Genomic DNA, 17056 nt, shown 5'->3' on the forward strand with positions numbered 1-17056 from the left:
CGTATATAAACACGTTTTGCTTTGTTCATAAAGTATTAAGGTAAGTTAAACACCTCTAAAAGATGACTTAATAGTGCTGATTAAGCTAAACTACAGCGCTATTTATTCACCACTGCGGTACTTAAAATACAATGCATAACAAAGCCAAATCAGTCACCATTTTTGATGTTGCAGAGCGTGCTGGTGTATCAAAATCAACCGTATCCTTGGTACTTACCCAAAGCGATAAAGTGGGCAATAAAAGTAAACAAAAAATACTAAAAGCGATAGATGAGCTAGGGTACGTTTATAATCGTGATGCCGCTGCTATGCGCTCAAAACGCTCTAACTTAGTGGCCATAGTAATAAATGATTTAACTAACCCAGCTATGGCACACCTTGCTACCAGCTTAGAACTTTTGTTAAACGACAATGGCTTACAAGCCATGATTGTAAGCAGTAATAATAGCCTTGAGCTACAAGCAAACGCAGTTAAAAACTTAAAAGAATACAACGCGGCTGCATTTATTATTTGCCCCGTTGCTAATACTTGCCCCAAATGGCTTGATGCGCTCAGCGCGCAACACAAAGTAATTACCTTAATGAGTGAAGTGCCCTTTAGCGCAGCTCCGTGTGTATTACCCGACTATAAAAAAGCCAGCCACTTAGCCAGTATGCATTTACTCGCACAAGGCGTGACAAACATAGCATTTATAGGCAGTGAACTTACTTTAAGTGATTCACAAGCACTGCAAAGTGGCTTTAATACCGCATGCGCGCAGCACAGCATTACACCATTAGCACCCATTGACTGCGCAGTAAACACAGCCCTTAGCGCTAAAAATGCATTTATGGAAGCATATAAACACAAACCCACATTAAACGCAGTGGTGTGTGCAAACGATATTATTGCTCAAGGTGTTATTGCCGCTATTAACTCATTAACTCATCACTCTATTAAAGTAGTGAGTTGCCACCACATTCCTAATAGCGCGGTTATAAATAATCACTTAACCACCGTGGCTATTAGTACAACTGATATAGCTAAGCGGTGCCTTTTAATACTCCAAGAGCTACTACAAAATACAGTCCCGCCAGTAAAAACACTGGTAAATGTAAACTTACAAATTAGAGATTCTAGCCAATGAAAAAAGTGCTGGTAATTGGCTACGTATGGCCAGAGCCAAATTCGTCTGCTGCGGGAACGCACATGATGTCGTTATTAAATGCATTTAGAGCGCAAAACTGGGACGTTGAATTTGCAACGCCCGCGCAGCGCACCGACCACATGGTAAACCTTGACGACTTTGGTATAACCAGCCAAAGCATTGCACTAAACTGCGATAGCTTTGACGAATACGTTAAAGCCTATAACCCAGATATAGTCATGTTTGACCGCTTTATGATGGAAGAACAATTTGGCTGGCGCGTCGATAAACATTGCCCAAATGCCATTAAAATTCTCGATACCGAAGATTTACAATGCCTACGTAATGCACGCCACGAAGCGCACAAAGGTGAGCGCGAGTTTACAACCAGCGATTTACACTCAGACATAGCAAAACGAGAAATTGCCGCTATTTTACGCTGCGACCTAAGCTTAATTATTTCAAGTTATGAAATGAGCCTGCTAAACAGCGTATTTAAAATAGAGCCAAGCTTATTACACCATTTACCATTTATGGTCGATTTAAGCTCACTGCCTACAAGTACAAAAACGTTTGAGCAGCGCCAGCACTTTATGACCATAGGTAACTTTAGACACGCACCAAACTGGGATGCTGTACTTTACTTACAAAAAATATGGCCAGTTATTCGCAAGCAACTCCCAAAAGCAGAACTACATATTTATGGCTCCTACCCACCACCAAAAGCCACGGCACTAAATAACCCTAAAACAGGGTTTTTAATAAAAGGCTGGGCCGATAATGCGTTTGATGTAATGCAAAGCGCACGCGTATGTTTAGCACCACTTCGTTTTGGTGCAGGCATTAAAGGTAAATTACTTGAAGCCATGATTATGCAAACACCCAGCGTTACCACCTATATTGGTGCAGAGGGCATGCATAACGATTTACCATGGCCTGGTAAAATAGCCAACACCGCCGACGATTTTGCCAATGCTGCTGTTGAAATGTACACCAATCAAAGTGACTTTGAACAAGCACAGCAAGATGGCAACACGCTCCTTAATACGCTTTACGATAAAGCACAATTGAGTACGGTGTTAATTAAAAAAATCGATTCAATAAGTAGCGATTTAGAGGCTCATCGCGAAAAAAACTTTACAGGCCAAATGCTCAAACATCATACAATGCGCAGCACTCAATACATGTCGCAATGGATAGCTGAAAAAAATAAAAAATTAGATTAAAAATGACTAGACACACACCAATTAGTGTTTAAAATCGCGCCCATCAAACGTGGGCAGTTTTAGCTGTATTGTCTATATTTTTAGCTTAGTTATCGCAATATTTGGTCCAAAAAGATTTGAAAACTGCAACCTTTACAGAAAAACGCAAATTTATCGTTAAATTGGGTAAAATGCTTCACAAGTATGGTACGCCTGCTTACCGCCTAGAAGCCCACCTAATGGAAGTGGCTACATATTTAGGACTTAAATCGTCGTTTGTTATGTCGCCAACTTCGGTAACGTTTGTTATTTGGACTGATGGCCACGAAGACGAGTACACCCATGTTGCGCGTGTAGACCCTGGCGATCACGATTTAGGCTCACTTGCCGACACCGACGATCTTGTAAACCAAATGCTTGACGACAAGCTAACTTTACAAGAAGTTGACGCCCAGCTAGATGCTATCTACGACATGCCAAACCCATACAATAAACTTGTTACGGGCGTTGCGTTTGCAACTTCTGGTGGTGCGTTTGCAATGTTAATGGGTACTAGCTGGACTGATGTTATTTGGTCATCGCTTCTTACTTTAGTTGTTTATTTGTTTGTGCTTTGGTCTGGACGCTCAAAACGCGTAGCCCATATGCTTGAGCCATTAGTGGCCATAATATCAGCAATACTTGCCTGTGCAGTAAGCGTGTATATAACACCTGAAATAAACATACGCTTGGTGGTACTTTCGGCCATTATTGTATTTATACCAGGTTTAGCACTTGCGCTTGGCTTAGCAGAGCTTGCAGCGCGGCATTTAGTGTCGGGTACAGCAAGAGTCATGGACTCGTTTATGCTGTTATTTAAACTCTATTTTGGCGGTTTTATTGGCATAGGTATTGGCTTTGCACTCTTTGGGCAAGCTGACTTTGTACAACCTGAACCATTACCAAAGTGGACAGCATGGCTGGCTATATTTTTACTTTGTAGCAGCTTAATCGTTATTTTTAGAACCAAACTTAAGCACGCTGTTTGGTCTATTGCATCAGGCTTTATAGCGTATGGCACCAGTATTGGCTCGGCTATGTACCTTGATTACACGTTAGGTACGTTTGTGGGTGCTTTATCGGTAGGTATATTTAGTAACTTGTTTAACCGTGTTGCTAATGCGCCGGCTTCTATTGTGGCCATGCAAGGCTTAATTGTATTAGTACCAGGTAGCAAAACCTATATTGGCTTAAACTCACTCATTGAAGGCCAAGACTTTATATACGCAGAGCATATAGGCCAGCAAACGTTTTTAATATTTATGTCGCTTGTTGCAGGGCTAATATTTGCAAACGTAGCCCTACCGCCTAAAAAGAGTTTGTAACTGATACTGAGCACTCGCTTTACTTTAATTGAGTAAAGCGAGTAAAACATTAAACTAAAAACAACTACCAAGTAGCAATTGAGGCCAATGCTAAATGTTTTAGCTCATTACATTGCACTTGAGTCAAACTCAAAAACCTCATAGTGATTCCAACGTAAAAACAGTTCAGCGCTTTCTAAATAACCTAAACTCTGGATAATAAATCTATCTCAAGCAGCTATTTTCAGCGCTAACTGCGTTGAATTTACTTGCAATAGGCTAGATATTTGCGTATTCACTGGTGCGTAAACTGCTTTGCTGAGCTTGAATAAGCCATAAAACAGCCAGCGACAGTAAAACCGATTTCCATTTCATTATTGCTCCGTTCCCTCTATGAGTAGAGGTATTTTATGCGTGTTTTTATTAATTTAATGATAAACCATATATTATTTTCTATTTCAGTTCAATCACTTACAAACAGCAGCCTTAGCTTATTAATAATAAAAGATGATAGTGAGGATTATTACTTGGCACTTCCCTATTGAGCAAAAGTACTCAATAGGGAAGTAACTCACTTAGCGTGACCAGTTAGTTTTGGCAAGCTCTACAATCTCGTTTCCTTTGCCGTTTATCAGCGCTTTCATCATGTAAACACTAAAGCCTTTTGCTTGCTCTAATTTGATTTGCGGCGGCATTGAAAGCTCTTGTTTTGCAGTATCGACTTCTAAAACAACAGGTCCTGAGTGGTTCATCATCTCGTTCATTGCCGATAGTAATTTTTCAGGGTCATCCACATGAATCCCTTTTAATCCACAAGCCTCTGCAATGTTAGCAAAACTTGGGTTTTTTAAATCGGTATCGCTTGATAAAAACCCACTGGCTTTCATTTCCATAGCCACAAAACTAAGTGAGCGATTATTATAAACAACAATCTTTATTGGTAAATTAAGCTGCTTAAGTGAGATTAAATCCCCCATTAACATCGAAAAGCCACCATCACCACACATTGCAATGACTTGGCGGTCTCTATCAACAGATTGAACCCCCATTGCCTGCGACATCGCATTTGCCATAGAGCCATGATTAAACGATCCTATTAAGCGACGCTTACCATTCATTGATAAATAACGCGCAGCCCACACTGTTGGCGTACCTACATCACAAGTAAAAACAGCATCGTCAGTCGCTTGCTCGTTGAGTAAACGTGTTAGGTATTGCGGATGAATTAAATTTTGCGAGGTTTTGCCACTGGCAAGTTCATCAAGATCTTGTCGAGACTCTTTGTAATTTTTAACACATTTTTGTAAGTGCGAACTGCTCCGTTCACCTTTAATATAATCAAGCAGTGTGGCCACTGAGTTTTTAGTATCCCCTAACACGCCACAGTCAATTTGCACGTGTCGCCCGAGTGACGCAGCCTGATTATCAATTTGCAATATGGTGGTATTTTCGGGATAAAAAGCACGATAAGGAAAACTAGTACCAATCATTAATAACGTATCGGCTTCTTGCATTGCATGATAGCCCGATGCAAAGCCAATAAATCCGGTCATACCAACATCGTAAGGATTATCGTATACAATAAATTCTTTACCGCGCATGGCATGCACTATCGGTGCTTGTAATTTTTCGGCTAGCGCAACAATTTCGTCGTGGGCATCCTTACAACCTGCACCACACAATAAGGTTACTTTTTTACTTTTATTAAGATGAGTCGCCATTGCTTCAATATCAGATAAAGCGGGAGTATGTGTTGCTGGCCTTGGCACGTTCCATTTTGGTTTGATAGCTTTAGGCATATCTTTTAATGCAATATCGCCAGGTAGCACAAGTACACTCATGCCTTTGTTTAGTATTGCTTGTCGCATTGCTGTTTCTAGCAGGTACGGCATTTGCTCAGGGCTCGACACCATTTCACAATACACACTGCATTCTTTAAATAATTCTTGCGGATGGGTTTCTTGAAAATAACTACTGCCAATTTCAGATGAAGGAATATGTGCGGCAATTGCTAATACTGGTACATTATTGCGCTGACAATCAAATAAGCCATTAATTAAATGAAGGTTACCTGGCCCGCAAGAACCCGCACACACCGCAAGCTCGCCTGATAAATGTGCTTCGCCACCAGCTGCAAATGCGGCAACTTCTTCATGTCGCGTACCTAGCCATTCAATTGTTCCCATTTTTCGCAGACTTTCACTAATGCCGTTAAGTGAATCGCCAGTTACTCCCCAAATACGTTTTACGCCAGCTTGTTCGAGGGTTTTAGTGATAAAACTTGCGATATTTTGACTCATAATATAGAACTCCTAAATATTCAGTTATTCTGTAAATTGATTTTTCGTCTCTGATCTATCAGGTAAGTCATCGTTTCGAAATGCGCTCAATTATTGAGAATCGATAAGCTTAAATATTTTGATAATGATAAATATATTACTACTGAGACTTTACTAACAAACGCCTATGCTTGCTGCGACCCCATACTGATACATAAAACATGAATGTCCGCTTTAAAGTGTTTATGAATATGCGGGTGCGAGATTTTTAGTGGCTTAACTATGAATATGTTATTATGCGCTCAATTATTTTACTGAATGCTTTTCTCTTACTTCTATGTCAAATTCTGCTTCTTGCTTTACATTATTTTCTCAAAATATTGATGCTCTCGCGCTTCCTGAAAAGTTTACTTTCCCTTTTTATTACGAGCCGCAACCATTAGCTGTAGCAGCCACAAAACAATTACAGCAACAACTTGAAACGTTAACGCATTTAAAAGCAGAAAATGCAGGTAAAATGTTTGGGGTTTTAGTGGTGCAAAATGCTAAGCAACAATTAGGCTTTTTAAGTGCTTATTCGGGACAAATTGAAGGTGATAAAGGCAATATTAGTTTTGTGCCGCCTGTTTCTAGCATGCAACTTCAAGATGATACCTATTTGGCTCAAAGTAAAATAATTAACGATATTAATGCTCAAATTGAGCAGTTAGAAAATAGCGAACAACTACTTGAAGTTAATAACAAACTTGATGATGCAACACAGAGCTACCAGCAAGCGCTATTAGCTCAACAGGCAGTAATGCAAGCCGGTCGTCAGCAACGAAAAATACAACGTACTGAAGGTGAATTAGAACTTAGCGAAAGTGATTTTGAGCAGTTAAAAAATAAGCTTGCAGGGCAAAGCATCGTAGAAAAAAAGCAACTGCTGGTACTTAAAGCCTATTGGCAAAATATAATCGAGTCACTGCAGCAAACACACATCAATATTTCTAATGAAATTGCTCATTTAAAAAAACGCCGTAAAACGCTTTCTAAAAGCTTACAAAAAAAGCTATTTGCACAGTACCAATTTTTAAATGCAAATGGTGAAACTACAGATTTAAATGCTATTTTTGCAGCATTACCTGAGCACACTCCTCCTTCGGGTGCTGGTGATTGTGCAGCGCCTAAATTATTACAATACGCCTATAAACATGACTTAAAGCCACTTGCTATGGCAGAGTTTTGGTGGGGAGCAGCACCTAAATCAGCAATTAGGCAGCATAAAAACTACTACCCTTCTTGTTACAGTAAATGCCAACCAATACTTGGGCATATGCTAAAGGGTTTAGATGTTGAAGATAACCCACTACTTACCAACCCAGCTCAGGGTAAAGATTTAAGTATTGTTTATAAAGATGGCGACTTACTTGTGGTAAATAAGCCCGCTGAGTTTTTATCGGTACCTGGCGTTAATATTGATGACTCAGTTTATATGCGAATCAAAACGCAGTTTCCAGAGGCATCAGGCCCACTAATTGTACACAGATTAGATATGTCGACTTCTGGGTTATTGATGATTGCGCTTAATAAACGTGTGCACAAAGCACTGCAAAAGCAGTTTATTGAACGCACCATAGATAAACGTTATGTCGCATTAGTTAATGGTAACGTAGCTGAGGATAGCGGAGTAATTGATTTACCCTTAGTGCTCGACTTTGATGATAAACCGCGCCAAATGGTGTGTTACACAAACGGTAAGCCATCACTTACTACCTGGCAGGTTTTAGAGCGTAACAACAATATTACCCGATTACAGTTATACCCTAAAACAGGGCGAACTCATCAATTAAGAGTGCATTGTGCGCACAGCTTAGGTTTAAACATGCCAATTATAGGCGACACACATTACGGGCAAAAAGCCGAACGATTACATTTACATGCAGAATACTTAGCATTTACTCACCCTATTACGCTTAAACGATTAGAGTTTGAAGTAGCCGCTGATTTTTAATAAAACACATAACTACAGCGACTATATTATATAATGTGTTTGTTTTTATTAATTAAATTGATATCGTTTGTGGTCTTATTTTTTCAATGAGAAGTATAAAAAAACTGTTCAAACCCAAGTTTATTAAGCACTGTGAATAAGTATTTCAATAATAAAAATAAATCAGCAAAGGATTAACATGGCTAACAATACACAAATAAAGATTTTAGGTAATACTTTATGGGCAAAGTATATTGTTCTCCTTTTATTTTTACTTTTTAGTAAACTTGCCTCTGCTAACGGCGATTCATTAAATGCAACTTCACATGCGCTAGACTTTGACACGACTCAAACTCTCATCAATAACATAAAACTAAATGAATTAGACTATCTTCAAAATGGAGACAAACTCACTCAAGCGTTTAAAATAAGCAAAGATCAAAATTGGGAAAAGCTTCATCTAGAAGCGGCCGCTTTGTATGCGGAGTTACTTTTTAGACAAGAAAAATACGCAGCGTTAAATACTCACTTATCCTATTACTTAAAGAACAAAGAGTTACCAAACCAAAAAAGTGTGTATTTATTATTTCTCGAATCACAACTCAAGTCTCTAGCGAGGGATGCAAACCCAGCTCCAGCACACACGCTAGCCACAAAATTAGAAGAGAGCTTGCAACAGCATTCATCTAAAGAAAAAATTATTATTTTACGAGCACTTGCTTACTATTACACCGATACTGATGCATTGAAAAAGACCCTAAATGTTGCACTAGAAGGGCTAGAATTATCATTAAAAGATGGCGACTCAGCATCTCAGGGATACTTTTTTAGAAAAATAGCCGATGCATATAATTATCTAAACGAAAAAGACAAAGCCATATATTATGCAAAAAAAGCGGTTGCAGCATATGAGCAAACACAAGATGGGCTTTTTACTGCAAAAGCATATTGGAGTTTAGGCAATATATTGCTCGAGATAAAAAAACCTAAAGATGCCTTAATATACCTAGACAAAGCATTGCTCTATTTTAAAAAAGCTAATATGCAAAAAGGCTTAACCTTTGCCCAATACTCAATTGCTAGCATTGAGTACTTACAAGCAAACTACGATAAAGCTTTAACTTTAACTAAAGAGAACATTGAGCTTGCTCGTTCTGCAGGTGTACACGACATGCAACTCGCATCGCTCATTTTGTTAGCTGACATATATATAAAACTAGATTTACTTGATCAAGCAAATGAAGCAAACGATGAGGTATTTTTAAACTTAGATAAATTCAGCCGCAGTATTTATAAAGCCGATTTTTTAAGTAAACGCTATGAGCTAAAGCGACGCCTCAACTACACTGACGAGGCTTTTGAAGCAATTGAACAAAAGCTTCTTTATACAAAAAAACACTACGAAGCTACCAGTGAAAGTAATATAAAAACACTACAGGTACAGTTTGAAGTAAAAGAAAAAGAAGAAAAAATACAGCAACTAGAGTACGCAAAAGACATTAGTGAACTACAAGCTAAAGAAGAGTACCAACAAAAAATAATTTGGCGACTTAGCGCTGCTATAGCGTTTATTTTAGTGATTGCTTCATTATTTTTATTTTATCGGCAAGCTCGACAACGTCAAAAATATCACGATATTTCATTAACAGATTATCTAACAAATAGCCCTAATCGCAGAGGAATAATGCGCGCCGCAGAAGCAAAGCTCAGTGAAGGTAAAATGACGATAGCAATTGTTGACTTAGACTACTTTAAAAAAATTAACGACCAATTTGGTCACGATGTTGGAGATTTAGTTCTTATTTCCTTTGCAAAGGCTGCAAAAGAAACACTAAGTGGTGATCATCAGTTTGGCCGCTACGGCGGCGAAGAATGGTTGTTTGCACTAAATTCGGTTGACGAACAAATAATTCGCGATATATTTAACCGACTCGCCATTAGCTTCGCCGAGCATTACAGTAATATAGAAGACTTTCCTACAGATACAAAAATCACTTTTAGTGCAGGAGCCTCTGTAAGTAGCCCTTTAAAAAGCACACTCGATATTCTTATTAAGCATGCAGATAAATTACTTTATAAAGCAAAAGAAAACGGAAGAAACCAAATCGTAGTTGATTAAATAAACACAGCTAAAAGTATTGGCTCACTTACTTGACTAAAGTTCGTCTAAAACCATTTGTTTAATTTTATGTGCTTTTACAAAATGATCTAATTTATGGGTGTGTATCCACCAAGTAGCAGCTTCCATAAGTAGCTCTGGATCGTCGTTTTTATTGGCAAAAAATGCATAAAAAGAAAGCCCTACATTTTCGCCTTTAACTGCTATTTTTTTATCGCATACGGTAATTATTTTTGCTCTTAGTTCTTCCCTCATACATACCTTATTTAATTATATTTTTACTATTAAAATACGCCATTTAAAAAGCTAACGATTAGCTGTAAAAGGCTTCTATCAACCAAGCCATGATTCTCAAGCTCTTTATTAGGCGTATTTACTTTTGCAGCTTTGCATTCATTATCTAGTGTCTCATTTTTACGTGTATCGGTTTCGTATGCAATATCTGCTTGTTCCATACATTTTGCCGAGCCTGCGTAAGGCTGCGCCGCACAAGCTCTTAGTAATAAAAAAAGTGGAATTGCTATCAATAATTGCTTCATAACTAATCCTATTTTTACGCAACTTATTTACTTTTCTACCACCATTACAAAAAATTCAAAAAAGAACGTACCGATGGCATCAAAAAAAGTGTTATTTTTTTCATCCTTTTTAATTTGTGCGCTAATGCATTGATTGTAAACCTGTGAGCTTGTTTGAGCGCCATTTCGATCAGCCATTTCAGCCTCTTCAATGCATAAGTTAGGGTCAGAACGCGGGGCTGTACTACATGCACTCAGTAAAGCGCACAGCAATAATGCGGCGACGGGGCTTTTTATGTTCATCCTTAAACTATCCTATTAAGTTAACGTGCTACCTGCATTTATGTGTGAGAGTAATATATAGGTTGTACCCAAATAACACTGACACTTTATCACTGCAATAAAATAAACAACCAGTAAATATTTGTAAGGTTCTGTAGGAATTTATACTCACTTTTATAATTGAACTGCGCGAAAGCCTGAAATTATTGCATTCATATCACTGTAAAATTTACAGTGATCGCAGCCAAAGAATAATAAATTAAATTAAATTTATTAAAATACAATAACTTAATATTTGGCATTTAGTTTGCTAGTTAATGATATAAGCAAATAAATTGTAAAAGGACTAGTTATGAATATTTTTGAAGCACTACGTCATGACCATGACAAACAACGAGAATTGGTAGATGCGCTTATTCAAACACACGGCGACACAGAGCAGCGCCACACGCTAATGGATGAGCTAAAAACAGAATTAGAAAATCACGCAAAATTTGAAGAACGTTACTTTTATAACCCACTTATGTTTGATGACTTAACTCATGAAAAAGCGCGCCACAGCGTAGCTGAACATCACGAAATTGATGAATTAATTGAACAACTTGAAGATACCGAAATGAGCTCGTCTGCATGGTTAGTTGCAGCTAAAAAGCTACACCATTTGGTACATCATCATTTAAGTGAAGAAGAACACGAAGTGTTTCAATTAGCGGGTAAAGCACTTACCGAAGGGCAAAAAGAGAGCCTTGCTGAGCAATACAACGACGCAATGCATTAGTTGTAAACACGCAAACCGACTTCCACACACTCCCTGTGTACTTATTGGTTATAAGCCTTATGGCTTATAACCAATTTTTTTGCATATACTTTATTACTTTACAGTAAATTTCACGTCTTGGTCGCGTAATAAGTAAAGTGCAAAACACGCAGCCCACATTGGCCATGCAGTGAAGAATAATAAGTTGTTGAAGCCATCAATGTATTGGTTATAAGATGAAAGCGTAGACAAACCATGCATCACAAAAATCACACCATAAGTAATGCGTTTTTTAATACCCGCTAAAAATGCTAAAACAAGCACTAACTGCACCGCACCAATAATGTAAGCCACTATATCTGTAGAGCCACTAATACCGTAAAAATGTTCAAAAATACGTGCGCTATGCCCAGGATTAACAAACTTATCGAATGTCCACATAACCATTACAATAAACACGCCTAAACGCAAAGATAAAAGTGACCACTGCAAACGGTTTTGCACATCAGAATTCATTGAACCTGTCATAAAATTTCCTTAAATGAATATTAATAAACGTAGAAGTAACCTAGACCGTATAAGTTATTTTTTATTTCAAAAATTTTTAATTAAATTCATTAGTTAAGCCATGCAGTACTAAAAGTGAAGCTTATTTAAGTAATTTAAAAAATGCTGCATAAAAGTTAACTCTTTTAAAATGTTAGCAGGTTAAAAGTAGTCTATAATTAAAAATTCTATTAAAAGCATATATTTACATTCACTCTAGTACAATCGCTGTATTAATATTTTATCAACTAATAAAACAATACTACTTAATTACCATCTTTATAATGCATCTGTTTTGTTATGTTCTAAAAAACAAAAAGAATCAAAATTTTACTGAAAGTTATTTTTAATCCTTTCGGTCTTTATCGCCAACAACATTTTAACCGTAGAGAGAAAACGTTTGAAACACGCATATTTAGCACTTTCCCTAGCCACCATATTAAATACACCACTTAATGCTTTTGCAGCCAAAGAAGGCGCAATTGAGCGTATTGAGGTGGCAGGCCAAGTTATTAAATCTCAAGGTCTTTCGGTTAAAAATGCCACTGTAGACGGCCCCTTTGGCGACAACTTAGCTCTACGAGATATAGCCCGTTCAGTAACACCAATTTCAAGCGAGTTAATAGAACAACTCAATATTACAACTTTACAAGACGTACTTGCAGTCAGCCCTAATACCTATTCAGCCAGTGGTTTTGGGGCACCAAGTTTACCTACTATTCGTGGGCAACTAGGTGAGCTTTTCCAAGATGATACACGCCGCCAAGCAGGTAATAATGGCTTTGGTGTGCCGTTATCGTTCAACTCTATAGAACAAATAGATGTAGTAAAAGGCGCGCCACCGGTATTATTTGGTTCAAGCCAACGCAACGGTGGTTTTGTAAACTTACATTCTAAAAAAGCATCAACTGACGACAGTAAAGGCAAAGCAACGGTATCGGCAGGACGATGGGATCAGTACAGCGTTTTAGTTGATTACAGTGCACCTATAGTAAAAGACAAAGTAGGTTTTAGAGTAAGCGCTGAACACATTGATAACGGCAGTTACTACGACTTTTCGGGCACGAAAAGCGACAGCCTATTTGCAGCACTTAGGGTGTTACCTGATGACAAGAGCAGCTGGGATATTAACTTTGAGTTATACCAAGTTGAATTTACCGATAACGCAGGTATTAACCGCCCTACTCAAGCGCTAATAGATAATGGCCTTTATATTACCGGCCAAGGCGTGCAAGTAAATGGCAGTACAGTTCCAGCGGCAGGTTCTATTGTTTCACCTACTGGGCAAGTAAAAATAGACCGTAGTACAGTACTTACCGACCCTGACAATCAAAACGAAGCCACTACTTATTTACTACACAGTATTTATAAGCGTGAACTTTCAAACAACGCATCAATAAAAAACATTACGTATTTTCAGCACTTACAACGCGAAGAAATTGCACAAAATAGCTTTGTTGAAATTATAGATGGTGCCGATACCGCGCAGAACCGTACCGAACTGACTTACCAATGGAGCAACGAACAGCAAACAATTTTTGCTTTTGATGTGCGTTACAACCGCGTGCTAGGCTACAGCCAATTTACAACAGAAGCCGACCTACCTATTGATTTAACTGGCCCAATTTCAAATCGCCGCATTCCTTTAACTGATGCACAACAAGCGCGTTTAATTGAAATTAGTCCAGGTGTATTTGTATCCCCTGGTGGTCAGTACGATATTAATAACGATGGCAGCGGCGACTTTAACTTATCAGACACTACCGATTCGCGCTCATGGCAAACGGGTTTTGCTATTCAGCAAGATTCAGATTGGACAGATAAGTTTCATACAAGTGTTGGCTACCGCATTGATTTTTATGACGTAGACGCGCACGACCCAATAGCACCAGAGGGTGAAATTGCAGCGAGCGATAGCATTAACGATAAGCTACATTCGGGGCAAATAAGCTTTAATTACCGATTAAACGGTGATTACACCACTTATGGTGCAGCAAGTTACAACGAAGCCACATCAAATAGTATGGCTGGCGGTACGTCTCTTGGTGGTGACAACACGATTAGCGCACAAAACTTTTCAACCGAAAATACCTTAGTTGAATTTGGTTTGAAATACGCACCAACCGACAGTGATTGGTACGCCGATGGTGCAGTGTTTAGCCAACGTCGTAGTTTACGTAATCGCGATGGTAGTAATACCGGCATTCGTACTACCGGCTTTGAAAGCCAAGTATTCTATGATGCTTACCCTTATTGGTTAAGTGCCGGCTACAGCTATATTGATGCTCGCTACGATAATTCTGCAAGTAGCCAAGACTCAGCGCAAGTAGCAGATGCATTTGACAACTCACGTCCAGATATTATTGCAGGTACCAGTGTTGGCGCACCTAGCTTTACCGCGTTTGCACCTTCAAACCGCCAAGTTCAGGGCATCCCTGAGCAATCTTTCAGCTTTAACGGAAATTATTCAATTAATTCGAAATGGCAAACGGGTTTTTCAGGTCTATATACAAAGAGTTACCCATTAGACTTTTTGGCGACAGTAAAAATTCGTGATCAGTACACCCTAAACGTAAATACTAGCTATGCTTTTACGCCTAATACCAAGTTACGATTAGATGTGAACAACGTGACGAATCAAAAAAACTGGCGCCCAGTATTTGAAGGCGGTTACTTTGGTGCAACTTTAGCTTTTCCTGAGTTGCCAATTAACGCCAAGTTAACCCTTACGCATAGTTTTTAAGAGAGAGAACATGATTAAAAAAATATTTCTATTATTGATTGCAGCGGCCGCCGTCGGCCTGTTCTTTCATTTTGACTTACACCAACTACTTACGCTTGATGGCTTAAAAGGATCGATGGATCAGTTTAACCAATACAAAGAGCAGTCACCGTTACTCGTTATTGGTGGGTTCTTTTTACTATACGTAGTAGTAACTGCTCTCTCTTTACCAGGCGCCGCTATTTTAACACTTGCCGCAGGTGCATTGTTTGGCTTAGTTGAAGGCTTATTGGTTGCATCTTTTGCCTCAACTATTGGCGCAACACTTGCCTTTTTAGTATCGCGTTACTTACTACGTGACACTATTAAACAACGTTTTCCTGAGCGATTAGCCGCCATTGATGCAGGCGTTGAAAGAGAAGGTGGATTTTACTTATTTACGCTTAGATTAGTGCCGGTGTTTCCGTTCTTTTTAATCAACTTACTAATGGGTGTTACTTCAATAAAGTCTTGGACTTACTACTGGGTAAGCCAAGCAGGTATGCTCGCCGGTACATTTGTATTTGTTAACGCAGGTACACAACTGGCGCAAATAGAAAGCTTATCTGGAATTTTATCATTCAACTTAATCTTATCATTCGCTTTATTGGGTATATTCCCATTCATTGCAAAAGGAATCTTAAACGTGTTTAAAAAGCGTCGCGTATACAAAAACTACACTAAGCCTAAAAAATTCGACCGTAACATGATTGTTATTGGCGCAGGCGCAGGTGGTTTGGTAACAAGTTATATAGCCGCTGCTGTTAAAGCAAAAGTAACCCTTATTGAAGCGGGCGAAATGGGCGGTGACTGTTTAAACTATGGTTGTGTTCCAAGTAAAGCAGTCATTAAAAGCGCTAAAATTGCAGAACAAATTCGCCATGGTGAAAACTACGGCCTAGAAAATGCGACACCGCAGTTTTCGTTCAAAAAAGTAATGGCACGTGTACACAAAGTAATTGCAGATGTAGCACCACACGACAGTGTTGAGCGTTACACTGACTTAGGCGTAGATGTTGTAAAAGGCTACGGTAAATTAATAGACCCGTGGACTGTAGAAATTAAACTTAACGACGGTGGCACGCAAACACTCACGGCACGCACCATTGTTATTGCAACTGGCGCACGCCCATTTGTACCGCCACTACCTGGTATTGAAGAAACAGGCTATGTAACAAGCGATACATTGTGGAATAAATTTGCAGAGCTAGATGAGGCACCTAAAAAACTTGTAGTACTTGGTGGTGGTCCAATTGGTAGCGAATTAGCACAAAGCTTTGCACGTTTAGGTTCAAGCGTTACGCAAATTGAAATGGCGGAGCGCATCATGATCAAAGAAGACCTTGAAGTGTCTACTTTTGCTCACGAAGCGTTAACCGAAAGTGGCGTTAATATTTTAACATCGCACCAAGCACTTCGCTGTGAAACGCGCGATGGTAAAAAATATATTGTTGTTAAACATAACGACAAAGAAATAGATATTGAATACGACGAGCTATTATGTGCCGTTGGTAGAAGTGCACGCCTTAAAGGTTACGGTCTTGAAGAGCTAGGCATTGAAACAAACCGCACAGTAGTAACTAACGAATACCTAGAAACACTGTACCCAAATATTTTCGCAGCTGGCGATATTGTAGGTCCGTATCAGTTTACGCACGTCGCCGCTCATCAGGGTTGGTACGCAGCGGTAAATGGCTTATTTGGTCACCTTAAAAAGTTTAAAGTAGATTACCGTGTTATTCCGTGGACTACGTTTATTGACCCAGAAGTAGCACGTGTTGGCTTAAACGAGCAAGACGCAAAAGACAAAGGCATAGATTACGAAATCACTCGTTTTGAATTTGAAGAGCTAGACCGTGCAATTACCGACAGCGCCACTAAAGGCTTTATTAAAGTGATTACACCCAAAGGCAAAGACAAAATATTGGGTGTTACCGTAGTATCTGAACACGCTGGCGATTTAATTGCTGAGTTTGTACTGGCAATGAAACACGGTTTAGGCCTTAACAAAATACTCGGTACTATACACAGCTACCCTACTTGGGCTGAAGGTAACAAATACGCAGCAGGCGAGTGGAAACGCGCTCATGCACCTGAAAAAGTGCTTAACTTGCTTGAAAAATACCACACTTGGCGCAGAGGTTAAT

At 39.0% G+C, this 17056-nt stretch carries 13 protein-coding genes; 8 read left to right on the forward strand and 5 right to left on the reverse strand.

Features of this window, described 5'->3' with window-relative positions; all coding sequences use genetic code 11:
- The first annotated feature begins 131 nt into the window (after window positions 1–131).
- From H5161_RS04945 to H5161_RS04955, 3 genes are all read left to right on the forward strand, one after another.
- Complete coding sequence (locus tag H5161_RS04945) at window positions 132–1127, forward strand: LacI family DNA-binding transcriptional regulator (RefSeq protein ID WP_182768813.1); 996 nt, start codon at window positions 132–134, stop codon at window positions 1125–1127.
- Window positions 1124–2353, forward strand: a complete 1230-nt coding sequence (locus tag H5161_RS04950) for a glycosyltransferase (RefSeq protein ID WP_182768814.1) — start codon at window positions 1124–1126, stop codon at window positions 2351–2353. The genes H5161_RS04945 and H5161_RS04950 overlap by 4 nt, the downstream gene beginning before the upstream one ends.
- Window positions 2354–2469: 116 nt before the next feature.
- Window positions 2470–3696, forward strand: a complete 1227-nt coding sequence (locus H5161_RS04955; protein ID WP_002960134.1) for a threonine/serine exporter ThrE family protein — start codon at window positions 2470–2472, stop codon at window positions 3694–3696.
- A gap of 554 nt (window positions 3697–4250) precedes the next feature.
- Here the strand turns inward: H5161_RS04955 and poxB are convergent.
- Complete coding sequence (gene poxB / locus H5161_RS04960; protein WP_182768815.1) at window positions 4251–5975, reverse strand: ubiquinone-dependent pyruvate dehydrogenase; 1725 nt, start codon at window positions 5973–5975, stop codon at window positions 4251–4253.
- Between the two features lie 316 nt (window positions 5976–6291).
- Here poxB and H5161_RS04965 point away from each other — a divergent pair, with 316 nt between their 5' ends.
- Window positions 6292–7947, forward strand: coding sequence for an RluA family pseudouridine synthase (locus tag H5161_RS04965; protein ID WP_182768816.1), 1656 nt, complete (start codon window positions 6292–6294; stop codon window positions 7945–7947).
- Between the two features lie 178 nt (window positions 7948–8125).
- Window positions 8126–10045: a GGDEF domain-containing protein gene (locus H5161_RS04970; RefSeq protein ID WP_182768817.1), complete on the forward strand. Its 1920-nt coding sequence runs from the start codon at window positions 8126–8128 to the stop codon at window positions 10043–10045.
- A gap of 36 nt (window positions 10046–10081) precedes the next feature.
- Here H5161_RS04970 and H5161_RS04975 read toward each other — a convergent pair whose 3' ends face one another.
- Genes H5161_RS04975 through H5161_RS04985 form a run of 3 tightly spaced genes read right to left on the reverse strand, consistent with a single transcriptional unit; the run spans window position 10082 to window position 10866 of the window.
- Entirely contained in the window at window positions 10082–10300 is a 219-nt protein-coding gene (locus H5161_RS04975; protein ID WP_024600489.1) for a DUF6500 family protein, read from the reverse strand.
- Window positions 10301–10329: 29 nt separating this feature from the next.
- On the reverse strand, window positions 10330–10584 hold the full coding sequence (locus tag H5161_RS04980; RefSeq protein ID WP_182768818.1) for a hypothetical protein: 255 nt from the start codon (window positions 10582–10584) through the stop codon (window positions 10330–10332).
- Window positions 10585–10611: 27 nt separating this feature from the next.
- Complete coding sequence (locus H5161_RS04985) at window positions 10612–10866, reverse strand: hypothetical protein (RefSeq protein WP_182768819.1); 255 nt, start codon at window positions 10864–10866, stop codon at window positions 10612–10614.
- Between the two features lie 331 nt (window positions 10867–11197).
- Here H5161_RS04985 and H5161_RS04990 point away from each other — a divergent pair, with 331 nt between their 5' ends.
- Window positions 11198–11623, forward strand: a complete 426-nt coding sequence (locus H5161_RS04990) for a hemerythrin domain-containing protein (protein ID WP_008134499.1) — start codon at window positions 11198–11200, stop codon at window positions 11621–11623.
- Window positions 11624–11716: 93 nt separating this feature from the next.
- Here H5161_RS04990 and H5161_RS04995 read toward each other — a convergent pair whose 3' ends face one another.
- The gene (locus H5161_RS04995; protein ID WP_096794390.1) at window positions 11717–12130 is read right to left on the reverse strand and encodes a hypothetical protein; all 414 of its coding nucleotides are present in this window, start codon (window positions 12128–12130) and stop codon (window positions 11717–11719) included.
- Window positions 12131–12548: 418 nt separating this feature from the next.
- On the opposite strand from H5161_RS04995, the gene H5161_RS05000 reads away from it, so the two are divergent.
- Together H5161_RS05000 and H5161_RS05005 are read left to right on the forward strand one after the other, a co-directional pair.
- A complete protein-coding gene (locus tag H5161_RS05000) occupies window positions 12549–14891 on the forward strand; it encodes a TonB-dependent siderophore receptor (RefSeq protein WP_182768820.1) in 2343 nt (780 codons plus the stop codon).
- 10 nt (window positions 14892–14901) lie between these two features.
- Window positions 14902–17055 (forward strand): FAD-dependent oxidoreductase, encoded by a 2154-nt coding sequence (locus H5161_RS05005; protein ID WP_182768821.1) that lies wholly within the window; start codon window positions 14902–14904, stop codon window positions 17053–17055.
- The last annotated feature ends 1 nt before the right edge of the window (window position 17056 follow it).

The organism is Pseudoalteromonas sp. SG43-5, assembly GCF_014164345.1.
In the GTDB taxonomy this organism is placed as follows: domain Bacteria; phylum Pseudomonadota; class Gammaproteobacteria; order Enterobacterales; family Alteromonadaceae; genus Pseudoalteromonas; species Pseudoalteromonas distincta.